The following is a 23,249-nucleotide window of genomic DNA, read 5'->3' as shown; positions in this document are numbered from 1 at the left end:
TATAGGTTCTTATATGAAGCTTAAACACGGCTGGCATGCCTATTTCAACATGCGTATCTTGATTTGCTTTTTTTTAGGCTTTACCTCGGGTCTGCCGCTTTTCGTTTTGCTGAATTTGGTGCAAGCTTGGCTACGCTCTGAAAAAGTAGATTTGGAGTCGATTGGGCTGTTTGCTCTGATTCAATTCCCATACACCTGGAAGTTTATCTGGGCGCCTATCATGGACCGCTTTAGCCCTCAGTTGCTGGGGGTGCGATTAGGGCGGCGGCGCGCTTGGATGCTTTTCACCCAATTAGGGGTGGCGGGTCTGATTGCTGCGCTAGGTTTTATTTCGCCACACGATACGCTATGGGTCGTGGCTGTGCTGGCGGCGGCGCTGGCCTTTTTTAGCGCGAGTCTGGATATTGTGCTGGATGCTTATCGGCGCGAGTTATTAGATGATCGTGAACAGGGGCTGGGGACCGCGATTCATGTCAACGCGTATAAAATATCTAGTTTAGTGCCAGGTGCGCTAGCGCTAATTTTGTCAGACCATTTGCAGTGGTCAGCGGTGTTTGTTATTACGGCGGTCTTTATGTTGCCAGGCATCATTTTGGCGTTGGTGGTGCGTGAACCTGCGGTGCACGTTGCGCCACCCAAAAGCTTGCGAGATGCTGTCGTGCTGCCTTTCCAGGAGTTTATGCAGCGCAACGGTTGGCGGCATGCTCTGTTGATTTTAGCTTTTGTATTTTTATATAAGCTCGGCGATAGTATGGCGACTTCGCTCGCGACGGCCTTTTATCTCGATTTGGGATTTACTAGAACCGAAATCGGCATGATTGCTAAGACGGTTGGACTCTGGGCCAGTATTGGCGGGGGTATAGTCGGCGGCGTGCTACTGATGCAGCTTGGCATTGCGCGTGGCTTATGGATTTTTGGGGTGGCTCAAATGGCGGCTATCTTAGGCTTTGCTTGGCTCGCGCATATAGGACCGGTCGAACTGTGGCTTGCGTTTGTGATTAGTTGTGAAATGTTTGCGACTGGACTTGGCACCGCCGCCTTTATTGCATATATCGCGCAGACTACGAATCCACGTTACACGGCGACCCAATTCGCGCTTTTCACCAGCTTATCCGCCGTGCCGCGCACTTTTGCTAATGCGGGTGCGGGTTATATCGTTGAACAGGTAGGCTGGTTGGAATTCTTTTTTATCTGTACTGCCTTGGCTTTGCCGGGCATGTTATTGTTACCTTGGATTGCGCCGTGGAAGGCGCGGCAAGAGCCAACTAAAATTAGCTGAGTTGCAGGATATTAAACGGGAGTTGGTTTACGATGCTACAGCAAGTTTTTTCTCTGGGTATTTCTATTTGTATTGGCGTGGTCGTAGTGGGGACCACTTTACGGTCTGCAAGTGCAGGTGAAAATAAAGAAAGCCCTGCGGTGTCTTCGCCCTCTCAACAAAATAGCGCGATAGCCCCGCTTGATGCCGTGCCAATCGATGCTCTAGAGCTGCAAGCGCTGGAGACATATAAACAATTAATCGCCAAGGCTCAGCGCCAAAAACGCTTGCTGGCGCCAACAGACGAGCGCGTGCAGCGTGCGCAGGCGATTCTGGACAAACTAATCCCCTACACTTTTAGATGGAATGAACGCGTAAAAAATTGGCAATGGGAAGTACAAGTCGTGCAACGCGCGTGTGCCGATGTTTATTGCTTACCGGGCGGTAAAATCTTGATGAATAGCGGGATATTTAATCAGTTTCAGCTTAATGACCATGAAATGGCCGTGTTGCTCGCTCACGAAATTGCTCACGCGCTACGCGGACATGCCAGCGAATTCGCTAATCTGCAGCCGGCTATCCCTTATACGCGAGAGGATGAGGCTGAAGCAGATGTGATTGGTAATGATATTGCGGCTCGCGCCGGGTATGATCCGCGTGCGGCTATTTCACTCTGGGAGCGGCTTGCCGCCATTGATCGGGCCAAGCCTCTAAAGTATGCCAAAATACATCCATTCATTGAGCGGCGCATACGTGAAATAAAAATTCGTATCTCTGATTTATTGCCGCTTTATGCAAAAGCGCTTGGCAAAACAGGCGAGACGCTGGAGCCCTATAAAGCCTCAGCAATTAAAGTTAAGTCTCGCCCTCAACGATAGAAATCAGCGGGCCGATGGGCTTTTAGAACATCAAAAGCGACACGGATAGGCTGCCTTTAAAAGATTTATCATGGAGGGCACAACGATGGATATAGAAGCGCTTTTCCTTATCCTGAATTGGGGTTACCTTAGTGCGTAAGCATAATCGATCGTCAGCGGGGCATGATCGCTGAATTTGATGTCTTTAAAAATTGAAGTGCGGGTTGCCTGTGCAGCAATGGCTGGAGTGGCGATCTGATAATCGATGCGCCACCCTACATTTTTTGCATAAGCTTGCCCGCGGTTACTCCACCAAGTATATTGATCCGCGCGCGGATCAAGTTTGCGAAAAACATCTACATAACCAACTTCATCAAAAAGCTGAGTAAGCCAGGCGCGCTCTTCAGGCAGAAAACCAGAGTTTTTTAGATTGCCTTTCCAGTTCTTAATATCAATTTCTTTATGTGCGATATTAATATCGCCGCACAGAATGACTTCGCGTTGCTGCTTTAATGCAGTCAAATGCGGCATAAAGGCTTCCATAAAACGATATTTTGCCTGCTGCCGTTCATCTGAACTGGAACCGGAGGGGGCATAAACAGATACGACCGATAGCTTGCCGTAGCGAATTTCGACATAACGCCCTTCAGCATCGAATTCAGGATTGCCAAAGCCAATAATGCAGTCATCGGGTTCATGTCGCATATAAAGCCCCGCCCCACTATAGCCTTTTTTAAGCGCATGCTGAAAGCAACTAAAGTAACCATGCGGCGCTAAAAAATCAGGCGTCATATCGCCTTGTTGCGCTTTCAATTCTTGTACGCAAACAATATCGGCTTGCTGTTTGCCAAACCAATCAAAAAAGCCTTTTTTAGCCGCTGAACGAATACCGTTCAGGTTGGCGCTAATAATTCTTAGCATTTGAGTTAAATTAAATTAAATTAAATTTTGGGGTATCGAAAATTAGCCAGCCCTTCCTATTGAAAGCGAATCAAGCCAGTTTTCTCTTTAAAATCTCATTGACCTGTTGTGGGTTAGCTTTGCCGCGCGTGGCTTTCATCGCTTGACCGACTAACGCATTAAAGGCTTTTTCTTTGCCTGCGCGAAATTCTTCAACGGATTTTGCATTGGCTGCAAGTACCGCATCTATGATGGCATCGAGTTCGCTGGTATCAGAGATTTGCTTGAGTCCTTTAGCTTCGATGATGCGGTCTGCTGCTTGTTCATCGTTAGATTTTTCATCCCACATGGCCTGGAATACTTCTTTCGCCAGTTTATTGGAAATGGTCCCGTCAGCAATGCGCACAAGTAGCCGCGCGAGCTGCATGGCGGAGACTGGGCAAGTACTGATTTCAATGTTGTCGCGTTTGAGCTGTGAGCTGAGTTCGCCCGTCGCCCAATGGGCCGCCGCTTTGGCTAAATTTTGTTCAATCGGGGATTTTTTTTGTAATACGCAAATTTGTGCAACCACCGCTTCGTAATAAGCGGCCAGCGCTTTTGACGAAGTCAGTACATCGGCGTCATAGCTGGTCAGTCCATATTGTTCAATCAGGCGAGTTTGCATGGCAGCCGGCAATTCCGGCAATGTGCTACGCACCTGTTCTATCCACGCAGTATCGATCACCAGTGGCATTAAATCTGGGTCAGGAAAATAACGGTAATCATGAGCATCTTCTTTGCTGCGCATCGGACGCGTCTCGCGCCGCTCAGGATCGTATAAACGGGTTTCCTGTTTAACCGTACCCCCATCCTCGATTAACTCGATTTGGCGTCTGATTTCGTAATTAATTGCTTCTTCTAAAAAGCGGAAAGAGTTTAGATTTTTGATTTCCGTGCGAGTGCCGAGTTCTGGTTGGTTGACGGGACGCACCGATACATTCGCGTCGCAACGGAATGATCCTTCCTGCATGTTGCCGTCGCAAACGCCAAGCCATACTACTAGCGCGTGCAAGGTTTTAGCATAGGCGAGCGCTTCGGCTGCGCTATGTAATTCGGGCTCAGTCACAATTTCGAGGAGTGGTGTGCCGGCGCGATTTAAATCAATGCCGGTCATCTCAGAAAAATCTTCATGTAACGATTTTCCTGCATCTTCCTCAAGGTGTGCGCGCGTCAGACGAATGGTTTTCTGATAGGCTGCTTGCTGAGTTTTTTCTTGCGCCGGAACGTGGATGGTCAGCGTGCCGCCCTGTACGACAGGAAGCTTGAACTGGCTAATTTGATAGCCTTTGGGCAGATCTGGGTAAAAGTAATGCTTGCGTTCAAAAATACTGCGTGGCGTAATTGTCCCATCAATTGCCAGGCCAAAGCGAATTGCGAGTTCAGCCGCGGTTCGGTTCATGGTCGGCAAAACGCCAGGTAGGGCGAGATCTATAACGCTAGCCTGCGTATTCGGGGGCATCCCAAATTGGGTTGCAGCACCAGAAAAAATCTTAGATGCGCAGGCTAGTTGCGCATGCGTTTCAAGGCCAATCGTGGCTTCCCATTGCATGATTAAACTCCCTCTGGCATACGGGTATGCCAGTCTGTCACTTGCTGAAAGGCGTGCGCAATTTGCAACATGCGCGCTTCGCTAAAATAGTTGCCAATAATTTGTAAGCCCACCGGTCTTGAGTCATGAGCATTCTGCCCAAAACCGCAGGGGATGCTCATGCCTGGCAAGCCGGCTAAACTGATTGATAAAGTATAAATATCAGCCAAATACATGTGCAGCGGATCATCGGTTTTTTCGCCTAGGTTCCAGGCGACGGTGGGTGAGACCGGACCCATCATAACGTCGCATTGAGCAAAGCCTTGTTGAAAATCTTGGGCAATAAGACGGCGGATTTTCTGAGCCTGGACATAATACGCATCGTAATAACCATGCGATAGCACATAGGCGCCAACTAGAATGCGTCGTTTAACCTCGGCGCCGAATCCTTCGGTACGCGTTTTTTGATATAAATCGGCGAGGTCGCGGTAGTGGGCTGCGCGATGTCCGTAGCGCACGCCATCAAAGCGCGACAAATTAGAAGAAGCTTCCGCTGAAGCCAGCACGTAATACACTGGAATGGAAAGCTCGGTTTTGGGCAATGAAATTTCAATCAGAGTGGCCCCTAATGATTCATATACCTTGAGCGCAGTCTCGAGCGCAGAGCGTACTTCCGCGGCTAACCCTGCGCTAAAATATTCTTTGGGTAAACCGATGCGTAACCCTTTCAAATTGGGCCGCTCTTGTGTTTGCCCAGTTGGCGTGGCTTGACTCGGGTTGGCTTGAGTGTTCCATGACTGCCCAAGATAGCGGGTAAAGTCTTCGGTTTCCTGCGCCAGGCTGGTTGAGTCGCGTGGATCAGAGCCCGCTAGCGCATTCAAGAGCAGCGCGCAATCTGCTGCGCTGACAGCGATTGGGCCAGCTTGATCCAATGAGGAGGCAAAGGCGATCATACCGTATCGTGAGACCCGGCCATAAGTGGGTTTAATGCCAGTGACGCCAGTGAATGCGGCGGGCTGGCGAATCGAACCGCCGGTATCGCTGCCGGTGGCGGCACTAACTAAACGAGCTGCGACAGCCGCGGCAGAGCCGCCTGATGAACCGCCTGGCACGGCCGCCAGATCCCATGGATTTTGGGTCAAACCAAAAAAAGAATTTTCCGTGGAGGACCCCATGGCGAATTCATCCATATTGGTTTTGCCAACGCAAACCATGCCAGCATGGGCGAGCCGTTCAACCACAGTGGCATCGAATGGGCTGACATACTGCGCGAGCATGTTTGAGCCGGCGGTGGATTTCCAGTCCCGGGTTACAAAGACATCTTTGTGGGCAATGGGGATACCGGTTAGCGGTCCTGCGTGTCCGCGCGCTATCGATACATCGGCTTGCGTTGCGGCGGCAAGCGTAGCTTCTGGGTTAACCTCAAGAAAGGCGTTCAGTGCATTGGCAGCTTCAATGCGCGTTAAAAAATGCTGCGCAAGCTCGACCGCCGACACGGCTTTGGTATCGAGCGCCAGGCGCAGTTCAGTTAAATTCTTTTGATGCATCGTGCGGTTTTCCGGAAAAAGCCAGTGCAATAGGTAAAAAAACAAATAATGTGAGCGTATAAAGGCTGGCTCGCGTTTATTCGATTACTTTGGGTACCAGGTAAAGGCCGTCTTGCGTAGCGGGTGCGTTACGCTGATATTCATCGCGCGTTGGGATTTCGGTTACGGTATCGTCACGCAAGCGCAAGCGAGCTTCTTGAATTTGCTCTATTGGATGAGCCAGTGGTTCAATCCCGTCTGTATTAACCAATTGCATTTGGGCCACTAAATCAAAAAAATTATTCAGTTCTATCAGCGTACGCTCATCTTCGCCGGCAGCGAGCTCCAGGCGCGCGAGCTGAGCAATTTTTTTAACATCTGTTAAGGTCAAAGCCATAGAAATAACCCAAAAAGTCTATCGTTCAGAAAAACTTAACTAAAAAGCGAAGTTTTATAGAAAATCATTTGCAGCACAAAAATAGTTTTCCTGCAAGGGAGGGCAAATTATAAGGTATGATTAGCTATTTTATTGAGTCAGTTAGGATCCTTGAATGTTTGGTTTTCTGCGTAGTTACTTTTCTAATGACCTGGCGATTGATCTAGGTACCGCAAATACCCTGATTTATATGCGCGGCAAAGGTATTGTCTTAGATGAGCCGTCCGTGGTGGCGATTCGCCAAGAAGGTGGGCCGAATGGCAAAAAAACCATTCAGGCGGTTGGCAAAGAGGCCAAACAAATGCTGGGTAAGGTGCCGGGCAATATTGAGGCGATCCGCCCCATGAAAGACGGCGTGATCGCAGATTTTACGGTCACCGAGCAGATGATAAAGCAATTTATCAAAATGGCGCATGAATCACGGATGTTGTCACCGTCGCCGCGCATCATTATCTGTGTGCCATGCGGCTCGACTCAGGTTGAGCGCCGCGCGATTAAAGAAGCCGCGCATGGTGCAGGCGCGTCGCAAGTTTATTTGATTGAAGAGCCAATGGCCGCGGCGATTGGCGCGGGCTTGCCGGTTTCTGAGGCCACGGGTTCGATGGTGGTTGATATTGGTGGCGGTACGACCGAGGTTGGTGTGATTTCGCTAGGTGGTATTGTCTATAAAGGGTCGGTGCGAGTTGGCGGCGATAAATTCGATGAAGCCATTGTCAATTATATCCGTCGCAATTACGGCATGTTAATTGGCGAGCAAACGGCAGAAACCATTAAAAAGAAAATTGGCTCGGCTTTTCCCGGTTCTGAAGTCAAAGAAATGGAAGTTAAAGGACGTAATTTGTCAGAGGGCATTCCTCGCAGCTTTACCGTCTCTAGTAATGAAGTGCTTGAAGCGCTCACTGAGCCGCTCAATCAAATTGTGTCGCAGGTCAAAATTGCACTCGAGCAAACCCCGCCAGAATTAGGTGCGGATGTGGCTGAGCGCGGCATGATGCTAACCGGTGGTGGGGCGCTGTTACATGATATTGACCGTCTATTAGCTGAAGAGACTGGCTTGCCGGTCCTGATTGGCGAAGATCCGTTGACCTGCGTGGTGCGCGGTTCAGGCATGGCGCTAGAACGGATGGATAAGCTGGGTAGTATTTTCTCACATGATTAATCAACCTGAGCGTATGGGCGCCACGCCGGCGTGGCCTAAATAATTAATGATTGGCGCCGACCATGGAATATAGTCCGCCGCCACTTTTCAAGCAGGGGCCGTCGGCCATTGCGCGACTTATCATTTTTGTTGCGTTAGCACTCGGGCTGCTGATTTGCGATGCCCGCTATCGTAAGCTTGAGGCGCTACGTCAAGTGATTGGGATTGGCCTTTACCCATTGCAACGCGTAGCGCTTGCGCCACGTGATTTGGTGCGCAACATCTCGGGGTTCTTCGTCACGCTCAATACGTTGCGGGCTGACAACCAGGAACTCAAAACGCGCAACTTAAAACTCGCGCTACAAGCGCTGCAAGCTGTCCAACTTGGCTCTGAAAACGCCCATCTACGCGCCCTGCTGCAATTTGAACAACGCGAAACAATGAGTGCTGTGTTAGCTGAAATTCAGTACGATGCGCACGATCCTTTTACGCAAAAAGTGGTGATTGATCGTGGTTTGCGGCAGGGGATACAAGCTGGCGCGCCAGTGGTTAATGACGAAGGCGTGATTGGTCAAGTAACGCGTGTCTACCCGCTGCAAGCTGAGGTCACTTTATTGACCGACAAAGACCAAGCTGTGCCAGTGCAATTGGTGCGCACGGGAGTCAGAAGCATTATTTATGGGACGCCGCGCGGCGATTTGCTTGAATTGCGCTATATTCCGGTCAGCACGGATATTCAAGTGGACGATCAATTAGTGACGAGCGGTTTGGACGGAGTTTTCCCGCCAGGCTTGCCGGTGGCGAAAGTATTACGGGTTGATCGTCAAGATGGAGCTGAATTCGCGCGTGTCATCTGCGTACCCTATACTCCGGTCCGTGGCGCGCGCCAGTTACTCGTACTGCATTATGAAGACCCGCCTCCGCTGGAGTTAAATGACGCGGCGCATAATGGCTTAAAAAATCCTGCAAAAGCAACTGGCGACAACTCCGAGGCTAAAGCTAAAGCAAGCGCTAATACAGTCCCAACCGAACCAACTAAGCGAAAAAATATAAAACCGCCTATCAGCGCTAAAAGTCCGCAGCAAAATTCTACTGCGCCAGATACAACCAACAAGGATGCGCGATGAATCGCTTGCATCACATTTTATTGCCGGTGAATCCGCTATTTATCGCATTGAGCCTGGTTGTGGCTTTTGTTTTAAATCTGCTGCCTTGGGGGCGGTTGATAGGCATGCCCGATTTTGTCGCTTTGGTCGTTTTGTTTTGGAATATCCATCAGCCGCGTAAAGTAGGCATGGGGATTTCCTTTGCATTGGGCTTATTAATGGATGTACATGACGCCAGCTTATTTGGAGAGCATGCGCTAGCCTATACGTTACTTTCATACGGCGCGATAATGATCCATCGTCGGGTACTGTGGTTTTCGCTGCTGGGCCAGGCGCTGCATGTATTGCCTTTGCTTCTGCTGGCGCAGATTGTGCCATTTACGATTCGTTTAATGACTGGCGCAGCTTTTCCGGGGTGGGGATATTTGATAGATGGTTTGGTCGAAGCTGCGCTTTGGCCAGTCGCAAGTTTGTTACTGCTCGCTCCGCAAAAACGTTCCGCCCACAATGATGATACGCGTCCAATATGATACAGCCGGTTAGTTTTAACGTAGAACGCTTATCTGGCCGCTGCTTAGCGTTTCTGCACGCGTTTAATTTGGGCTAATGGCTGCCTGGGCCTAAATTTATGCCTGAATTTAAAGATACTGAGCAGCAGTTACATCAATTCCGCTTGCGCGTGGTGGTGGCGGCGTTGTTTGTATTTCTGTGTTTTTCCCTATTGGCGGCGCGCTTTCTATATTTGCAGATTTGGCGCTACGGACAATATTCACTACAGGCAGATGAAAACCGCATCTCGGTCGCGCCCATGGTGCCAAGGCGTGGAGTGATTACTGATCGCAATGGGATTGTCTTAGCCCAAAATTATTCTGCTTATACACTCGAAATTACCCCTGCAAAAATTAACGGTACGCTAGACGAAGTAATCAATAGCCTATCGCAAATTGTGGTGATTGACGCGCGCGACCGACGCCGCTTTAAAAAGCTTTTAGAAGATTCAAAAAGCTTTGAGAGTCTGCCCCTGCGTATCCGCCTTTCAGATACGGAAGTTGCGCGCTTTACCGCACAACGCTTTCGGTTTCCAGGCGTTGAGGTGCGTATTCGCTGGCTGCGCCAATACCCACTTGGCACGACTGCGGCGCATGTGATTGGGTATATTGGCCGGCTCTCGCAGCGTGACCAAGAGCGCATTCGAAACGCTAGCGAGCTCAATGATAGCGGGGTTAAAGCTTATGACCCGCGGCTCGATGCGGACAATTATAAAGGCACCGACCATATCGGCAAAATCGGTGTTGAACAGAGCTATGAAACAGAGTTACATGGCCAGACGGGTTTTGAAGAGGTTGAAGTCACCGCGGGCGGACGCCCAGTGCGTACTTTGTCGCGCAGCCAAGCCATTGCCGGCAATAACCTTGTGCTCTCGTTAGATACTAATTTACAGCAAATTGCCGAGCAGGCTTTTGCCGGCCGGCGCGGGGCGCTGGTGGCGATTGAGCCGGCTACGGGCGATGTACTGGCTTTTGTTTCCGCGCCGAGCTTTGATCCAAACTCTTTTGTCGATGGGATTGATCAGCAAACGTGGGATGAGTTAAATACCTCAACGGATCGGCCACTGTTAAATCGTCCATTGCAGGGCGCTTATCCGCCAGGCTCAACCTATAAGCCATTTGTTGCCCTCGCTGGGCTAGCCTTGGGAAAACGCACTCCGCAGTGGGGTTTTCAAGATCCTGGTTTTTATACTCTGGCGGGCCATACCTTCCGTGATGATGTGCCAGGTGGTCATGGCTGGGTGGATATGTATCGCTCAATCGTGCAATCATGCGATACTTATTACTATATGTTAGCGCGTGATTTGGGTGTGAATGCAATGGCTGACTTTATGGCGCCATGGGGTTTTGGCCAGTTAACCGGGATTGATATTGAGGGTGAGATGAAAGGCGTTTTGCCTTCGACTAACTGGAAAAAGAAAGCGTACCATCGACGCCCCGACCAGCAACGATGGTACGATGGTGACACCATCAGCTTAGGAATCGGGCAAGGGTATAACTCATTTACTACGTTGCAACTGGCTCATGCAACTGCGATTCTGGCCAATGATGGTGTGGTGATGAAGCCTCACTTGGTAAAAACCATCGAACACCCACGCACTCATGAAACCCGTCTAACCGTGCCAAGTGCGAGTTACCAAATCAATGTGGATCAAAAGGATATTGATTTTGTTAAGCGCGCTATGGTCGGCGTGGTCACGCAAGGAACCGCTGCAAATTCTTTTAGAGGGGCACGCTACCAAGTGGCTGGCAAGACGGGTACTGCGCAAGTCTTCTCGTTGCAAGGCGCAAAATATCGCGCGCATACGCTAGCTGAAAATCGGCGCGATCATGCATTATTTGTGGCTTACGCTCCGGCGGACAAGCCCACCATTGCGCTTGCGCTAGTCGTTGAGAATGGCGGTTGGGGCGCGCAAGCGGCTGCGCCGATTGCGCGCAAGGTGCTGGATTATTATTTGGTAGAGCGTCTCAAACCAAAGGCCAGCGCCGCTGCAATCCCAGCTCTGCCTGGTGTTATGCTTGAAAAACCGGTCATCCAATAATCACGCAAGGCTCTTTGTGTTTCTGGCTTAAATACTAGAATGTTGATTGAAACTTACTCAAAACGCATTAAACCATTTTTCACCGGTTTTGATCGGACTTTTCTTCTGTTTGTTGTGTTGTTAATTGCAGTGGGTATATTGACTTTATATAGCGCGAGTTTTAATCTGCCGGTGCGCGTAACAGACCAACTGCGTAATGTCTTATTAACCTTTGTGCTAATGTGGGGCATTGCCAATTTATCGCCACAAATATTAATGCGTTTGGCGATCCCCTTGTACACGATAGGCATTAGTTTACTGATTGCTGTCGCGATTTTTGGTTTGGTGCGCAAAGGCGCGCAGCGCTGGATCAATATTGGGATTGTGATTCAGCCCTCCGAGATCATGAAAATCGCCATGCCATTGATGTTAGCGTGGTATTACCAGCGGCGCGAAAGTGCGCTGCGTTGGTACGATCATATTGCGGCATTCGCGCTGCTCGCCATCCCTGTCGGCTTGATCGCTAAGCAACCTGACTTGGGTACGGCAGTGCTGGTTTTTGCCGCCGGATTTTTTGTAATTTATTTGGCCGGTCTGAGCTTCAAATTGATTTTGCCGATCTTGCTTGCCGTGACGATTGCGGCGGGTTCATTGATTGCATTTGAGCATAAGATCTGTCAGCCGCAAACCCAATGGCCGTTGTTGCATGACTACCAGAAGCATCGTATTTGCACATTGCTTGATCCGACCACAGATCCGCTTGGCAAAGGTTTTCATACGATTCAAGCCGTGATTGCGATTGGCTCAGGAGGCATCTTCGGCAAGGGCTGGCTAAAAGGGACGCAAGCCCATCTCGAATTTATTCCTGAACGGCATACAGATTTTATTTTTGCCGTGTATGCAGAAGAATTTGGCCTGGTTGGCAGTATCGCGCTGCTTTTATTGTATCTATGTCTAATTGTGCGCGGATTATATGTTGCCGCGAATGGCGCGACGCTTTTTGCTCGTTTATTGGCGGGCTCTCTCACCTTAAGCTTTTTCACCTATGCGTTTGTTAATATTGGCATGGTGGTTGGTTTATTGCCCGTAGTTGGCGTGCCATTGCCATTCATGAGCTACGGAGGAACCGCCCTGGTTACGCTGGGTATAGCGGTGGGTTTGGTGCTGAGTATGGGGCGGCAAAAAAGCCTAATCCAGAGCTGAATTCAGACAGTGTTTCAATTAACTGGGCGCTCAACCTCGGCCCAACAATTTGGCGTTTCATATAAACGCACCCGCTTAAGCTTTAATGTTGCGCCATAGTGATGGTTATATGCAGCAGCAAGCCGATCAAAAGCGATGCGCGCAAGATTTTCGACGGTAGGGATATGTTCAAGAACAACAGTTTTATGGTTGGGTAGCGTCGCCAGAAAATCCCGTATTGGCGTATCGCCAGCGTACACCAAAAAAGCATGGTCCCAATGCTCAACCAAGTGCGCAAGAGCGAGCGCTTTTACCTGTGCAAAATCCATCACCATACCGCGATCGGGCGCGCCTTCAGTAATGATGGGTTCGCCTTCTAGCGTAATTTCAAGTACATAACGATGCCCGTGCAAATTGCAGCATAGGCTGCGGTGGTCTGGGATACGGTGGCCAGCATCAAATTCAAGTTTGCGAGTAATCGTTAACACAGAAGTACAAATTTAAGGAATGTTTAAATATTTGTGGGTTTGCATCGATAAGCGCCAGCGCGGATGCTGTTTGCACCAATCGATTGCAAATTGCGTATTAAATGCACGCGCTGCATTATCCATCGGTTGCACCAGGAAATGCTTGAAGTCGAGTGATTCATAGGATAAAAGTTGCTGATTAGCCTGTGGCACCACAACTTTTAGCTCATCGCCTTGCGTCACGACTAAGGGCGCGTCCGCTTTGGGGCTAACGCAAACCCAATCAATGCCTGCCGGTATCGGTAGCGTGCCATTGGTCTCAAGCGCAATTTCAAAATGTGCAGCATGCAGCGCTTGGATTAACTCATCATCAAGCTGGAGTAAAGGCTCCCCGCCAGTACAGACAACCAAACGATGCATTGCGCCTGACGGCCATAGCGAAGTAATTTGAGAGGCCAATGACGCAGCATTTTGATATTTCCCACCATTTTCGCCATCGGTCCCAACAAAATCCGTATCGCAAAAGCGGCAAACCGCTTGCGCGCGATTTTGCTCGCGGCCAGACCATAAATTACAGCCAGCAAAGCGGCAAAACACAGCAGGACGCCCAGCATTAATGCCTTCGCCCTGCAAAGTATAAAAAATTTCTTTAATCGAATAAGAAGCCATAACCAATATTTTACCGGCTTAGGGCTAGCCTGTTTTTAACTTAGGCCGGTTACGAAGGCAGTATAACCCTGTTTACGCAGCGCGCAAGATGGACATTCGCCGCAACCATAGCCCCAGTCATGTAGCGTATTACGCTCGCCCAGATAGCAGGTGTGTGTTTCACGCCGAACTAAGTCAACCAATAACGGACCGCCAAGCGTATAAGCAAGCTGCCAGGTTTGCGCTTTATCAAGCCACATCAAAGGGGTTTCAATCACAAAGCGGCGATCCATCCCCAGATTCAGGGCAACTTGCAAGGCTTTGACAGTATCGTCGCGGCAATCTGGGTAACCAGAAAAATCAGTTTCGCACATCCCGGCTACAAGCACCTGCAAGTTCCGTCGATACGCGAGTGCGGCGGCGACTGTCAAAAACAGCAAATTGCGGCCAGGCACAAAGGTATTGGGTAAACCGTTAGCAAGCGTCTCAATCTGAATGTCGCGTGTCATCGCCGTGTCGCTGATCGCACCAAATACAGACAAATCGACCAGATGATCACCATGTAAGCGGGTGCGCCAAGGCGCGAATGCTTCAGTTTCTATTAGGCGTGTTCGAAAATGGCTGCGACATTCAAGTTCAACCCGATGGCGTTGGCCGTAATCAAAGCCGATGGTTTCAACATGATGAAAACGCTGCAGTGCCCATGCCAGGCAGGTCGCCGAATCTTGTCCACCGGAGAAAAGTACGAGTGCACGGCTATGAGGGTTTGTTTGCGCCGCCACTTTAGTCTCCTGTCATGGAACCTATGGACAAAAGAAAGACTTGCTAATAGGCAAGTCCTGAAATACTGGTGGCCCGGGGCGGGTTCGAACCACCGACACACGGATTTTCAGTCCGCTGCTCTACCGACTGAGCTACCAGGCCACAAAGCCGAGAGTATAGCAAAGAACTCTTGCATGTGTATAGGTTTGCTGCTTGCAACGTTTATGACAATAACACTCCGCGCAGCATTTTTTGCTCCAGCATAGATTTCGATGTGCTTTCTGAAGAATCTTATATAAAAAATTTTCAGAAGGAGGGATTGGCTATGCACAATCGGGATCTTTCCAGCAGTGCTAATTTATCGTTTTTCTGGCTGTATTTAGAGTGAATAAATCGTCGTACGAGCGCCCTTTACTTTGCTTACTTGATGAAAGAATCCGCCAAAGAGGGTAGTTGCGTCAAAAAGGCCTCGCGTGACCGTACTCCAGCCGTACCTAACTCTTTTTTATCGTCCTGAATGAGCCGCGCAAACACTAAGGTGCGATCGCCTTTTGTCGCCCAGCCAACGAACCAGCCCCAAGGGTGTTCCTCATCAAAATCACCATTAGCTTGCCGCGGATATGCCATCCCCGTTTTGCCGTGTACATCCCAACCGCTTGATAGTGCGGTTTTTTCAACAATGCGGCTCGTCATATCGAAAGCAACCGCACTCACAGGAAGCTGCCGATTAACCAATTTCCGAAGAAATACAAGTTGCTCTAATGGCGATATTTTTAATGAAGAGCTGATCCAAGCTCGCTCAAGGCCATTATTCTTACCTGAGTCTCCACTAAAATCGGCATTTCCATAGCCGAATTGGATCGCATACTGCTGTAAACGATCCTGCCCGAGGAATTGCGTAATCTGTTGTGAGAACCAAACCACCGAGTATTTCATCCACCTGCTTGGATCTGTCGGCTGACGCCAGTTATCACCCCCCCATTCCACGTAACCTTTCTTGAATAGAAGCGTTGGCGAATGGGTATCTTTGAGAAAACCAGAATCGTATCCCATCGCACTTAAGGCGATTTTGAATGTCGATGCAGGCGTGAATCGGTCACTGCAATTCCCTTCTTTCAGAACTATCTCACCAGTTTTAGCATCGGCAATAGCCGTACAAATTGTTTTGGCTTGAACCGTCGAAATCAAAAAACTGACTGCTAGAAAGCCAGCCACAGCGCATCGTAAATACTTATAACCCAACGCGATAATCGGCGTGCCAGTGGCTCTCATATATCGTTTTTAAAGCTATATTTAGAATGAATTACGATATTCTAACTTTGCTCGTCCTACGACATTTGAACTTCGGTGCGACCTGAAAAGTCGTTTGAATTTCTGTCTTACAGGAGAAATATAACCAGATAAGACCGATTGCTCCATCAATCGTTCCCTAGTCGGACATGCGGGGCTGGCAACGGTCCGGTGTGAAGCTCCGATGACAATGTAACCGCCGAGTAATCGGTAAGCCGAGCCGCGAGGCAAGGCCGAATCTGCTAGCACTAAAGCGGAGAGGGGCTAGGGATGTGCGAATACGATCAACACACGTGAATCTCTGTAATTGTCGTTAAAATGAACAGGCCAAAGGTGCTGGGCCTGAACCAAAATGGTACGCGGTTAGGTTTGGTCGCTCAAAGTTCGGCCAACATGGACAAACAACCGCCGGCAAAGAAGAGGGATCCGACTCGCACTGAAATTCAAGCGGAACAGGATAAGCCCGTAACGCTGCCAGAAATGGTAGGCAAACCGCGAGGAATGCTGTTGGCGCTGCGGGTACAGGAAGGAGCAAAAAGCGAAGGCCGCCTTGTAATGAGGGGGATAAAGAGTGAAACATTCTCTTGCGCGAAAGCGAGCAGACTTGCTCTTGGTCAGAGTGGGCAAGAAATCTTGGCAAACCGTTATACGCGGGAAAGCAGATGAGGCAGACCGTTTAGGTTTGTTGTGCGCTTGCGCGCCCAGGTGAATTAAGAAACCAGGTCAACTGGTTCGATTTTACCAGAAGGGCGAAATGGCTCCAGGCGTATATTGCTCAGGCAGCCAGTTTGTTAGACTGCCCGGTGCCTTAGCCAGCGCTGGACTCTTGGCTTGAGCCGTGTGCGAGGTGACTCGCCTGCACGGTTCTTAGGAGAGGGAGGGTTAGTAATAGCCCTTCCTTATCCGACCTTTGATAATTTATCTCAATTAAGTTATTTTTAATCCAAAGCCGTCTTTTTGGAGAAATTTTTTTATGAATGGAATTCAGACCAGTTCACCCGCATATGCTATTAAAGTAATGGAACAGGAGTGCAACATGCCCATCATCGCCTTGTTATTTGCAGTTGCAGTATTAAGAAACCGCCCCTATTAAAACGATTGCAACCGTAATCGTTAGCGCGCCGCCTAAGCGCGTCGCTATTTGTGCAAATGGCATGAGTTGCAAGCGGTGAGCAGAAGTCAGGATTGCAATATCGCCAACCCCTCCCATGCCACTGTGACAAGTATTAATCAGAGCACTTTCAATTGGATATAAACCTACCCATTTCCCTACAAAAAAGCCGACCGTGGTAAGCATAACGACCGTTACTACAATTGTAACGATATTGGCTAAGTTGAACGCAGCCATTAAATCAGCCCACGAAGTTGTAGTAATCCCAATCGCAAAGAGTAAGGGATAAGTCACGGCTTTTGAGAAGAAGCGATAAACAGTACGAGCACCATTTTCTAATTTGGGCGAGATCGTATAAGTGAGTTTAACAAGCACTACAAGAAATAGCATGGCGACGGGAGTAGGTAAGCCAATCAGGTTATGTACAATGATGCCTACGATATAGAAAGAGATTGCAATCAGACCCGCGACTGCAATATGTTCAACCATGGCCGATGAGGTATTGATGGATTTTGCGGGTACGTTATCTTTAATGTCATATAAATGACCTTGCCCGCTATAGCGTGCATAACGCTTGCCCAATTGATTAAGCACGCTTGCGCAGACAATCGCTACCAAATTCCCTAGCACGATCGCCGGTACGACTTGGGCAAATATCTGGTCTTGTGGAGTATTCAAAATCTCGCCATAAGCAAGGGTGAGAGGAATGGCGCCTTCACCAATGCCGCCCGCCATAATGGGGATAACGATAAAAAAGAAGGTGTAGTGCGCACTTAACCCAAAGGCCATACCGGTCAGTGTCCCAACGATCATTGCAATAACAGAGCCTGTGGCAAGGGGAATAAAAATCTTAACGATCCCCGTAATAAGGGCTTGGCGGTCCATGCTAAGGATGCTGCCAACGATGACACAGGCAGTAAATAAATAGACAAATTTGGTCGAGTGCCAGAAGTCATTGATTGCCGTAATCAATTCACCAGGTAAAAGTCTGTAATGAACCAGGCAGGCAGGGAGAAAAATGGTAGCGATAACTGGCCCGCCTATTTGTCGTAGACCTGGAGTACGCTCGCCTATTTCGGCACAGGTAAAGCCGCATGTGGCAAGCAGCGCGATCATAATTGAAATGTCGCCAGAAACTTTTTTTAAAGCCAGAAGGATGCCTAAGCAAATAAGCATAACGAAATATAGCGGCAACGGAATAATGCCGACCTTTATGTTCATGAGCTTCTGCCAGTGAGCGTGACTAAATAAAAAACTAAACTTACCCATTTGTTTCCACCGTAGAAGATATCGCTGCTTTTTGAGTGCCAAAACACTGCTGCCGACAGATGAAATGTTCATTTGCCTCACCTCCTAAATTTAAGTGTCAATTTATCTGTCGTATCAAATATGACCTTTAAGCACTTTTATCCTTAGAGCTTATAGCTCATTAAAAAAAGCAACGACACTTGCCGTTGCTTGAAGAAGAGATGCACACGAAATTTTGTTGTGTCAAAAATGTATCTGTCTCTAGTAAACTGATTCCAGAGTTAGTATGGTTGGCAAAAACCGTTTATAAAAGATCAATCACCATCTTTTATTGTTACGAATTCAGTTAAATAAAAATGATGTTTATCTGCTTTGTATGATAAACAGAATATATTGAACAGCAATAAACTATCTTTACATTGATTTTGTATTCGTTGTTGCTTTTATCACAACAATTTCTACCTATGATCAGATAGATTAATTCTCAAAAAATCACCTAATTTTCTCATCATCCTCTAAACTTCAGAGGTAGCAGAGAGATCTTCTGCGCTGTTTGTATTCGTAATGAGGGAAACACTGCGGAGTAAAAAATATGAGGCATCTTTTGTCGGACTGCATTAATCAACGCCGTATTCGCTATTTTTATGCGGTCTATTCGACTGGCTCGATACGTGCCGCAGCAGATAACTTAAATACTTCTGCGTCGGTGGTTACACGACAAATTCAATCTTTAGAGGAGGAGTTAGGAACCCGACTGTTTGAACGGCGTCGCCGCCACGGAATGCAGCCCACTGAAGCCGCGGAGGTCGTTTTGGAATACTATCAAGCGTCTCGTGCGCAGCAAGATCGTATGGAATCTTGCTTAGAGGAGCTACGTAGTATGAAGAGGGGAAACATTCGCCTTGCTCTACCTGCTGTTTATATCGATAGGTTTATGGAAGACATGTTCACTGACTTTTGTTACGAATACCATGGCTTAAATATTGTTGTCGAAGAAATTAATAATTCTTATCAAATAACCAATAATGTTATAGAAGGATCTTCAGATGCGGGGATCATTTTTAATAATATACCTAATCCAGATATCTTTTGTTATACGAGTAGACCTTTAGCCATACGCTTGTTAGTAGGTCGAAATCATCCTTTAGCTACTAAGCAAAAGGTTAGCTTCGCAGAATTATCTCGTTATCCACTCGCCTTGCCGTCTAATTCTTTTAATTTTAGAAAGTTAGTGCAATCCGCGGAACATTCAGAAAAAATTCAGTTAAATACAGCACTGACTACGAGTTCGGCTTGTGCTCAAAAAAAATTCGCTTGTGCCAAAGAGGGCGCAACGATCATGACAGCTTTTGGCGCTTACCAAGAAATTAGAGAGGGCCGACTGATTCCGCTTGAAATTGATCTCCCAGTTCTGGCCAGCGTAGAAGTTTCCTTAATTGCCAAGCGAGGTAAATTATTTTCGCCAGCACTTAAGCAATTGCTAGGATTACTCAAAAATAAATTATCGCTTTTTACGCATGATGAAAGAGATTACATTCCTTCCACCACCATTTATGGATAATCAAACCCAAATTTCTATCGGCCGCCGCAAAATAATTAAAAATGCGGCATTTTTTACACTCACTTCCCTTTGTGCACCGTTTGTTATGGCATCTTCTCGATCTTCCCCAAAGCGAATCTTAGTTCGGGACGCCGGCGGCGTAATTAATCATGCATATAAAGAGGTGCTTTACGAACCTTTTTTTAGAGAAACGGGTATTCAAGTTATTGGTGTTCCGGCAAGTGCAAATCCTGTCGCACAGATTCAGGAGATGGTTAAATCAAGGCAATATTTATGGGATATGGCGGCTCTGGGTGAAATGGCTATTTCAATGCTAACTATTGGCGCTGGCGATCGATGTTTTTTAGAAAAGCATGAACTTGAGCGTGATCCGGTTATTTCACAAATTGGCGCACAGTTTATGTCGCCTTATGGAGTAGGAACAAATGTGTATTCCACGGTTCTCGCTTATCGCACTGATGCATTCAAAAAACATCAGGTGCCGCAAACATGGAAAGATTTATGGGATATAAAGAGTTTTCCAGGGCGTCGTGGCTTATATAAGCATCCGCTTGATACGACAGAAGTTGCATTAATGGCTGATGGCGTAACTGCGAATAATATTTATCCGTGCGATCTTGATAGAGCGTTTCGTAGCCTTGATAAAATTAAGCGCCACATTAATGTCTGGTGGACGAGCGGGCCACAAGTTGAACATTTGCTGAAATCTGGGGAGATAGATTTAACGCCAGCTTGGATATCCCGGGCGCAAACAGCGATAAATGAGGGAGCGCCAGTGGCATTCTCTTGGGACCAGCATATCTATCAATATGATAGCTGGGCAATCTTAAAAGGCGCGCCTAATGCAAACGCGTGCCGTGAATTTATCAAATTTGCTTCAGACCCTAAGCGGCAGGCACTGCTTGCAGCTTACGCGATTGGTCCAACACAGCAAGATGCTTTCAATTATATTAAACCTAAGCAGGCTATGCATCTTACAAGCTATCCAACGAATCTTGAAAAAGGGCAGCACATTGATGCGACTTATTGGCTGAAAAATCAAAATAGCGTGATCCAACGTTTTAATGAGTGGATGCTAGATCAAGCGAAGGCATAATGCCGTTGAGCAAAGGAAAAAGCGCAAAATTATAATTTTGGAGACGCTGATGGAATAGCGGTGCTGATTCGACAATTAATTCTGGCTTAGTGCATACAGCGTATACACCACGCCTGCGAGTGTCACAGACGTGAGGGATAGCTCATCGTCTATAGCGTGCCGCCTAAGCGAGTCGTTATTTGCGCAAATGGCATGAGTTGCATGCGGTAGGCAGAAAATTGAACTGCCTCTTCCCGTGTTCGTCAGCAACTCAACAGTAGCTCGGAAAATTTTTGCTTGCACTGATCAATTGCTTAGATTGCTTTCTTCAAGATTACCTATGTTCAGCCAGCTTAAGCCAGAGGCTAGCGATAGCCCAATACATTGAGGGGACTTCAGATGAATCATCAGCATCAGCCTAACGAAAAACGTAGAGCAGTGATTAAAAAAATGGCTGCTTTAAGCGCAGCAGTTGTGGCCTCGCCTTTTGTCATTACCCCTTCTAGGGGAACTGAAAAAGGAAGTGCTAAGCAAAAAATAATCATCCGCACTTCGGGCGGCTATATTCAGAAAGCATACGAAGAAATACTATTCAAACCTTTTAAGCAAAAATTCGGTATTGAAGTGATCGGCATTCCATCAAACGCCGAGCCCACTGCAGAAGTTAAGGCAATGGTCGAAACCAAAACTTACACATGGAATATGGCGTGCCTTAGCCATCGGGCGATCCAGTTTTTGGGTCTAGCTTATCTAGAACCTCATAGACTCGAACATGATCCTGTGGTCTCAACAATTATGCCGCAATTCATCTCACCTTACAGCGTTGGGACGAACGTATTCACTATCGTGCTTGCGTATCGCACTGATGCTTTCAAAGCGCGCCAAGCGCCGAGAACATGGCAGGATTTTTGGGATGTGAAAAATTTCCCTGGCCGCCGCGGATTGCGTAAATCTCCCTTTGATACCATCGAGGAAGCATTAATGGCGGATGGCGTATTGCCAAACGCAGTGTACCCGTGCGATCTCGACCGTGCCTTTCACAGTTTGGACAGAATTAAACCGCACATCTCCGTTTGGTACCAAAATGCCCCGGAAACCGAACAACTCCTTAAGTCTAGCGAAGTAGATTTAATCCCGGCTTTTACTGACCGCGTGCTAGCTGCCATCAATGCTGGTGCGCCGGTTGCATTTTCTTGGGATCAGCATATCTATGGATATGATAATTGGACCATTCTAAAAGGTGCGCCTAACGTTGATGCTTGCCGTGAGTTCATCAAATTTGCCTCAGATCCGCGGCAGCAGGCTCTGCTTGCACCGTACGGGATTGGGCCTACCCAACCCGACGTTTTAAATCCAGGCTATATTGATCTAAAGCACGCCAAGCTGCTTGCAACTTATCCAGACAACCTCAAAAAAGGCCTGCCCAGTAGCGGCTTGTACTGGAAGAATCATCAGAATGCAGTTATCGAGCGCTATAGCCAGTGGATGCTAAGTTAACTAAACACTTAACCTATTTGGGTTTACTGTCAAATTGTTATCCGCACCTCAGGCGGGAAAAGCCACATCGCTTATACCAAACTACTTTTTGAACCTTTTACCAAGGAAACGGGTATTAAAGTAACGGGCATTCCGTCAAATGTGGAGCCTATCGCAGAAATTAAAACGATGGTCAATACGCAAACATATCACTGGAATATGGCGTGTTTAGGCAGTAGAGCAATACCCATCCTTAGTCAGTTAGGTTATTTAGAACCGCATGAGCTGATGAATGATCATGTCGTCAAAAACATGATTCCGCAGGCTTTATCAGATTATGGCGTTGGGAAGAATGTTTATTCTACTGTGCTTGCCTACCGGACAGATGTTTTTAAAGGTCGTTCTATACCGAGAACCTGGGAAGATTTTTGGAACGTAGGGAAATTTCCGGGTTTGCGCGGTCTACGTCAAATCCCGTTTGATACGCTTGAAGAAGCGTTGATGGCTGATGGCGTGGAGCCTAGCGAAGTATATTCTTGTGCGGATGGAATTAACCGGGCATTTCGCAGTCTAGATAAAATTAAATCGCATATCTCTATCTGGTGGCAGAATAATCCGCACGCTGAGCATCTATTAAAAACCGGGGAAGTTCATCTGATTCCTGCATTTACCACTTCTGTCATATCTGCTATGGAAGCGGGTGCACCCGTTGCATTCTCCTGGGATCAACACATTTACGCATATGATAGTTGGACTATTTTAAGGGGAACGCCTAATGCTGATGCTTGCCGTGAATTTATCCGGTTTGCTACGCATCCTGAGAGGCAAGCGCGTCTTATACCCTATGGAATTGCACCCACTCAGCCTGCCGCGTTAGAACCCAGTATTTTGAAAAAAAATGATATTGATCCTAAGTATCTAAAGCTACTCGCAACGTACCCAGACAATTTAAAAAAAGGTTTGTTTAATGATGGTTTGTACTGGATGGATAAGCATAGCTCGATGATCGAACGGTTTAACGAATGGAGGCTAGGCCAAGTAGGTGCTTGAATATTTTGCTCCTTAACCTAGC

21 protein-coding genes, 1 tRNA gene and 1 pseudogene are annotated in these 23,249 nt (G+C 47.8%); 12 read left to right on the top strand and 11 right to left on the bottom strand.

All coding sequences use genetic code 11. The features are described 5' to 3' along the window. The first annotated feature begins 13 nt into the window (after nt 1-13). Nucleotides 14-1,279 carry an AmpG family muropeptide MFS transporter gene (locus MCB1EB_RS11635; RefSeq protein WP_045364067.1) on the top strand — a complete coding sequence of 422 codons (1,266 nt, stop codon included), beginning with the start codon at nt 14-16 and terminating at the stop codon, nt 1,277-1,279. A 32-nt stretch (nt 1,280-1,311) separates the two neighbouring features. Then, a complete protein-coding gene (locus MCB1EB_RS11630) occupies nt 1,312-2,136 on the top strand; it encodes a M48 family metallopeptidase (protein WP_052393913.1) in 825 nt (274 codons plus the stop codon). A 123-nt stretch (nt 2,137-2,259) separates the two neighbouring features. Here MCB1EB_RS11630 and MCB1EB_RS11625 read toward each other — a convergent pair whose 3' ends face one another. The 4 genes from MCB1EB_RS11625 to gatC all read right to left on the bottom strand — a co-directional run bounded on the left by MCB1EB_RS11625 (nt 2,260) and on the right by gatC (nt 6,505). Then, nucleotides 2,260-3,036, bottom strand: a complete 777-nt coding sequence (locus MCB1EB_RS11625) for an exodeoxyribonuclease III (protein ID WP_026921666.1) — start codon at nt 3,034-3,036, stop codon at nt 2,260-2,262. Between the two features lie 70 nt (nt 3,037-3,106). Beyond that, nucleotides 3,107-4,603 (bottom strand): Asp-tRNA(Asn)/Glu-tRNA(Gln) amidotransferase subunit GatB, encoded by a 1,497-nt coding sequence (gene gatB / locus MCB1EB_RS11620; RefSeq protein WP_045364070.1) that lies wholly within the window; start codon nt 4,601-4,603, stop codon nt 3,107-3,109. A gap of 2 nt (nt 4,604-4,605) precedes the next feature. Beyond that, entirely contained in the window at nt 4,606-6,129 is a 1,524-nt protein-coding gene (gatA, locus tag MCB1EB_RS11615) for an Asp-tRNA(Asn)/Glu-tRNA(Gln) amidotransferase subunit GatA (RefSeq protein ID WP_045364072.1), read from the bottom strand. A 76-nt stretch (nt 6,130-6,205) separates the two neighbouring features. Further along, nucleotides 6,206-6,505, bottom strand: a complete 300-nt coding sequence (gatC, locus tag MCB1EB_RS11610) for an Asp-tRNA(Asn)/Glu-tRNA(Gln) amidotransferase subunit GatC (protein WP_045364074.1) — start codon at nt 6,503-6,505, stop codon at nt 6,206-6,208. Between the two features lie 154 nt (nt 6,506-6,659). Between gatC and MCB1EB_RS11605 the strand changes: the two genes are divergently transcribed. The 5 genes from MCB1EB_RS11605 to rodA all read left to right on the top strand — a co-directional run bounded on the left by MCB1EB_RS11605 (nt 6,660) and on the right by rodA (nt 12,560). Further along, a complete protein-coding gene (locus MCB1EB_RS11605; RefSeq protein ID WP_026921662.1) occupies nt 6,660-7,703 on the top strand; it encodes a rod shape-determining protein in 1,044 nt (347 codons plus the stop codon). Nucleotides 7,704-7,765: 62 nt separating this feature from the next. Next, nucleotides 7,766-8,809 carry a rod shape-determining protein MreC gene (mreC, locus tag MCB1EB_RS11600; RefSeq protein WP_045364077.1) on the top strand — a complete coding sequence of 348 codons (1,044 nt, stop codon included), beginning with the start codon at nt 7,766-7,768 and terminating at the stop codon, nt 8,807-8,809. Further along, nucleotides 8,806-9,318 (top strand): rod shape-determining protein MreD, encoded by a 513-nt coding sequence (gene mreD, locus MCB1EB_RS11595; RefSeq protein WP_026921661.1) that lies wholly within the window; start codon nt 8,806-8,808, stop codon nt 9,316-9,318. Before mreC ends, mreD begins: the two co-directional genes overlap by 4 nt. A gap of 98 nt (nt 9,319-9,416) precedes the next feature. Further along, complete coding sequence (gene mrdA / locus MCB1EB_RS11590; protein WP_081953535.1) at nt 9,417-11,378, top strand: penicillin-binding protein 2; 1,962 nt, start codon at nt 9,417-9,419, stop codon at nt 11,376-11,378. 39 nt (nt 11,379-11,417) lie between these two features. Next, a complete protein-coding gene (gene rodA, locus MCB1EB_RS11585) occupies nt 11,418-12,560 on the top strand; it encodes a rod shape-determining protein RodA (protein ID WP_026921660.1) in 1,143 nt (380 codons plus the stop codon). A gap of 14 nt (nt 12,561-12,574) precedes the next feature. Here the strand turns inward: rodA and MCB1EB_RS11580 are convergent, their stop codons facing one another. The 5 genes from MCB1EB_RS11580 to blaOXA all read right to left on the bottom strand — a co-directional run bounded on the left by MCB1EB_RS11580 (nt 12,575) and on the right by blaOXA (nt 15,688). Next, on the bottom strand, nt 12,575-13,027 hold the full coding sequence (locus tag MCB1EB_RS11580; RefSeq protein WP_045364080.1) for a 6-pyruvoyl trahydropterin synthase family protein: 453 nt from the start codon (nt 13,025-13,027) through the stop codon (nt 12,575-12,577). A 12-nt stretch (nt 13,028-13,039) separates the two neighbouring features. Next, nucleotides 13,040-13,675, bottom strand: a complete 636-nt coding sequence (gene queE, locus MCB1EB_RS11575; RefSeq protein WP_045364083.1) for a 7-carboxy-7-deazaguanine synthase — start codon at nt 13,673-13,675, stop codon at nt 13,040-13,042. A gap of 35 nt (nt 13,676-13,710) precedes the next feature. Continuing rightward, the gene (gene queC / locus MCB1EB_RS11570) at nt 13,711-14,436 is read right to left on the bottom strand and encodes a 7-cyano-7-deazaguanine synthase QueC (protein WP_045364086.1); all 726 of its coding nucleotides are present in this window, start codon (nt 14,434-14,436) and stop codon (nt 13,711-13,713) included. Between the two features lie 66 nt (nt 14,437-14,502). After that, nucleotides 14,503-14,578 (bottom strand) — tRNA-Phe (locus MCB1EB_RS11565). A gap of 258 nt (nt 14,579-14,836) precedes the next feature. After that, the gene (blaOXA, locus tag MCB1EB_RS11560; protein ID WP_045364089.1) at nt 14,837-15,688 is read right to left on the bottom strand and encodes a class D beta-lactamase; all 852 of its coding nucleotides are present in this window, start codon (nt 15,686-15,688) and stop codon (nt 14,837-14,839) included. Nucleotides 15,689-16,024: 336 nt separating this feature from the next. On the opposite strand from blaOXA, the gene MCB1EB_RS12155 reads away from it, so the two are divergent. Next, nucleotides 16,025-16,372, top strand: a complete 348-nt coding sequence (locus tag MCB1EB_RS12155; protein ID WP_161566174.1) for a hypothetical protein — start codon at nt 16,025-16,027, stop codon at nt 16,370-16,372. A 406-nt stretch (nt 16,373-16,778) separates the two neighbouring features. Here MCB1EB_RS12155 and MCB1EB_RS11555 read toward each other — a convergent pair whose 3' ends face one another. After that, complete coding sequence (locus MCB1EB_RS11555; RefSeq protein WP_232034116.1) at nt 16,779-18,158, bottom strand: 2-hydroxycarboxylate transporter family protein; 1,380 nt, start codon at nt 18,156-18,158, stop codon at nt 16,779-16,781. Nucleotides 18,159-18,657: 499 nt separating this feature from the next. Here MCB1EB_RS11555 and MCB1EB_RS11550 point away from each other — a divergent pair, with 499 nt between their 5' ends. Beyond that, complete coding sequence (locus tag MCB1EB_RS11550; protein ID WP_045364094.1) at nt 18,658-19,626, top strand: LysR family transcriptional regulator; 969 nt, start codon at nt 18,658-18,660, stop codon at nt 19,624-19,626. After that, entirely contained in the window at nt 19,586-20,722 is a 1,137-nt protein-coding gene (locus tag MCB1EB_RS11545) for an ABC transporter substrate-binding protein (protein WP_232034115.1), read from the top strand. Before MCB1EB_RS11550 ends, MCB1EB_RS11545 begins: the two co-directional genes overlap by 41 nt. Before the next feature lie 149 nt (nt 20,723-20,871). On the opposite strand, the pseudogene MCB1EB_RS12680 reads toward MCB1EB_RS11545, so the two are convergent. Then, nucleotides 20,872-20,934: pseudogene (locus MCB1EB_RS12680) on the bottom strand (2-hydroxycarboxylate transporter family protein); the annotation flags it as partial. A 166-nt stretch (nt 20,935-21,100) separates the two neighbouring features. Here MCB1EB_RS12680 and MCB1EB_RS11535 point away from each other — a divergent pair. Next, the gene (locus MCB1EB_RS11535; RefSeq protein ID WP_045364099.1) at nt 21,101-22,198 is read left to right on the top strand and encodes an ABC transporter substrate-binding protein; all 1,098 of its coding nucleotides are present in this window, start codon (nt 21,101-21,103) and stop codon (nt 22,196-22,198) included. A gap of 15 nt (nt 22,199-22,213) precedes the next feature. Next, nucleotides 22,214-23,227: an ABC transporter substrate-binding protein gene (locus MCB1EB_RS11530; RefSeq protein WP_045364102.1), complete on the top strand. Its 1,014-nt coding sequence runs from the start codon at nt 22,214-22,216 to the stop codon at nt 23,225-23,227. The last annotated feature ends 22 nt before the right edge of the window (nt 23,228-23,249 follow it).

It is taken from the genome of Mycoavidus cysteinexigens (assembly GCF_003966915.1).
GTDB lineage: Bacteria > Pseudomonadota > Gammaproteobacteria > Burkholderiales > Burkholderiaceae > Mycoavidus > Mycoavidus cysteinexigens.
This window is presented reverse-complemented; position numbering and strand designations above follow the sequence as displayed.

What these genes read in the sequence shown, in the direction of transcription:
- MCB1EB_RS11535 (WP_045364099.1), top strand. Translation starts at nt 21,101, where the DNA reads ATGAATCATCAGCATCAGCCTAACGAAAAACGTAGAGCAGTGATTAAA.
- MCB1EB_RS11605 (WP_026921662.1), top strand. Translation starts at nt 6,660, where the DNA reads ATGTTTGGTTTTCTGCGTAGTTACTTTTCTAATGACCTGGCGATTGAT.
- MCB1EB_RS11545 (WP_232034115.1), top strand. Translation starts at nt 19,586, where the DNA reads ATGAAAGAGATTACATTCCTTCCACCACCATTTATGGATAATCAAACC.
- gatA (WP_045364072.1), bottom strand. Translation starts at nt 6,129, where the DNA reads ATGCATCAAAAGAATTTAACTGAACTGCGCCTGGCGCTCGATACCAAA.
- MCB1EB_RS12155 (WP_161566174.1), top strand. Translation starts at nt 16,025, where the DNA reads ATGAACAGGCCAAAGGTGCTGGGCCTGAACCAAAATGGTACGCGGTTA.
- rodA (WP_026921660.1), top strand. Translation starts at nt 11,418, where the DNA reads ATGTTGATTGAAACTTACTCAAAACGCATTAAACCATTTTTCACCGGT.
- gatC (WP_045364074.1), bottom strand. Translation starts at nt 6,505, where the DNA reads ATGGCTTTGACCTTAACAGATGTTAAAAAAATTGCTCAGCTCGCGCGC.
- MCB1EB_RS11625 (WP_026921666.1), bottom strand. Translation starts at nt 3,036, where the DNA reads ATGCTAAGAATTATTAGCGCCAACCTGAACGGTATTCGTTCAGCGGCT.
- MCB1EB_RS11630 (WP_052393913.1), top strand. Translation starts at nt 1,312, where the DNA reads ATGCTACAGCAAGTTTTTTCTCTGGGTATTTCTATTTGTATTGGCGTG.
- mreD (WP_026921661.1), top strand. Translation starts at nt 8,806, where the DNA reads ATGAATCGCTTGCATCACATTTTATTGCCGGTGAATCCGCTATTTATC.
- blaOXA (WP_045364089.1), bottom strand. Translation starts at nt 15,688, where the DNA reads ATGAGAGCCACTGGCACGCCGATTATCGCGTTGGGTTATAAGTATTTA.
- MCB1EB_RS11555 (WP_232034116.1), bottom strand. Translation starts at nt 18,158, where the DNA reads ATGAACATTTCATCTGTCGGCAGCAGTGTTTTGGCACTCAAAAAGCAG.
- queE (WP_045364083.1), bottom strand. Translation starts at nt 13,675, where the DNA reads ATGGCTTCTTATTCGATTAAAGAAATTTTTTATACTTTGCAGGGCGAA.
- MCB1EB_RS11635 (WP_045364067.1), top strand. Translation starts at nt 14, where the DNA reads ATGAAGCTTAAACACGGCTGGCATGCCTATTTCAACATGCGTATCTTG.
- gatB (WP_045364070.1), bottom strand. Translation starts at nt 4,603, where the DNA reads ATGCAATGGGAAGCCACGATTGGCCTTGAAACGCATGCGCAACTAGCC.
- mrdA (WP_081953535.1), top strand. Translation starts at nt 9,417, where the DNA reads ATGCCTGAATTTAAAGATACTGAGCAGCAGTTACATCAATTCCGCTTG.
- mreC (WP_045364077.1), top strand. Translation starts at nt 7,766, where the DNA reads ATGGAATATAGTCCGCCGCCACTTTTCAAGCAGGGGCCGTCGGCCATT.
- MCB1EB_RS11550 (WP_045364094.1), top strand. Translation starts at nt 18,658, where the DNA reads ATGAGGCATCTTTTGTCGGACTGCATTAATCAACGCCGTATTCGCTAT.